The organism is Oleiphilus sp. HI0043 (genome assembly GCF_001634935.1).
On the sequence record NZ_LWEY01001695.1, the window covers coordinates 1 to 980 of the forward strand.

Below are 980 nucleotides of genomic sequence, written 5' to 3' on the forward strand. Positions count from 1 at the left end.
AGTAGGCAGCAGCTACGACTTGCCTATGTTTTCAGTCGGACGAGCCGCGCATGCAGATGAAGATATTATCGAGATTCAGGCGTGGTTAAAGTCCTCGTGTCATGAAGATATTGATATTCCCCAGATGGCCGAAAGAGCAGGCATGCCAGTACGAACGTTTACACGTCGTTTCAGGCAAGCATTAGGCATGACACCGAATCAGTACCTTCAGGACTTACGCATTGAAAATGGCCGTGACTTATTGAAATCAACCGATCTAAGCATTCAGGATGTGGCTGAAAACGTTGGCTATAAAGATACGGCTTACTTTTCTCGGGTGTTTAAAACCAAGGTAGGGCTGACGCCAAGTGATTATAAGAAAATGGTGCGTCCAAAACTCTTCCAGTTAGATTAAAGAGTAATAATTTGGGACAAAAAAAGAGGAGCCTGTTTAGGGCTCCTATAATAGGGGTTTCTTCAAGGAAGACAGAATCACGATCGCTTCTTCGTGATCTGTAATAACAGTATAAGACTAAAATTTCCGTAATGTGGTTAAAAAGTGAGCTATATTTGTAATGATTCGTTATAACATGCTATCGCATGCCAAGAATTACTTACATAGCAGTCCTTTCACAACATTTAGCCTTGCTGTCGTAAGTTCAGACAATGGAAATGTAACTTGGTTCAAAAAAATAATAATACTTGATGAATCTTTTCAGATTTACGTGGTCTATTAGCATTCATCCCCTTACAAAAGGAAGACTAAACCGAGATGTCTCAGGCACCCAAAAAAGTCCTTTTTCTGTGTACCGGTAACTCTTGTCGAAGCCAAATGGCCGAAGCCTGGGTAAATACGATCAGAAATAAAGAGTGGCAAGCATACTCTGCAGGCATAGAAACCCACGGTATGAACCCTAATGCTGTTTCAGTGATGGGGGAACTTGGGGTAGATATGAGCAAACATTATTCTAAGCATATTGAAGAGCTCGAAGCGCAACAGT

General features: G+C 41.5%; 2 protein-coding genes. Both read left to right on the forward strand.

Annotated features, from left to right (window positions below; all coding sequences use genetic code 11):
• Window positions 1-394, forward strand: a 394-nt coding sequence (locus A3729_RS25865) for a helix-turn-helix domain-containing protein (protein ID WP_156498142.1), incomplete at its 5' end; no start/stop codon positions are given.
• 357 nt (window positions 395-751) lie between these two features.
• Window positions 752-980 (forward strand): arsenate reductase ArsC (locus A3729_RS25870; protein ID WP_197476102.1); only part of this gene is annotated, 229 nt, incomplete at its 3' end.